General features: G+C 38.3%; 1 protein-coding gene. It reads right to left on the bottom strand.

Annotation, left to right across the window (positions count from 1 at the left end; genetic code table 11):
* The coding region (locus AAEY88_RS13945; protein WP_407074468.1) for a LysR family transcriptional regulator at positions 1 to 266 on the bottom strand (266 nt) is incomplete at both ends.

Below are 266 nucleotides of genomic sequence, written 5' to 3'. Positions count from 1 at the left end.
CGTCCGCTTCGATCAAATAGCTCGCTATTGCAGTCTATTTCAAGGTTTATCACATGCTGACTGACAACCGACTGGGCTTTATTAAGGCTTCTAGCCGCCGATGAAAAAGACCCTGTGTTAACTGTCAGCACAAACGCTTCAAGCTGTTCAATACTATACATATCGTTTTTACCGATACTTACTAACTTTAATGTATCTTTATATTGGATGAAAATAGCGAAATCGTCACCATTTAATAGAGATAAACATGCAAAGAAGAGAAAGAG

Source organism: Psychrobacter sp. CAL346-MNA-CIBAN-0220 (assembly GCF_040309805.1).
Classification (GTDB): Bacteria; Pseudomonadota; Gammaproteobacteria; order Pseudomonadales; family Moraxellaceae; genus Psychrobacter.
The sequence above is the reverse complement of the archived record's forward strand: the minus strand, read 5'-3'. Positions and strand labels throughout refer to the sequence as shown.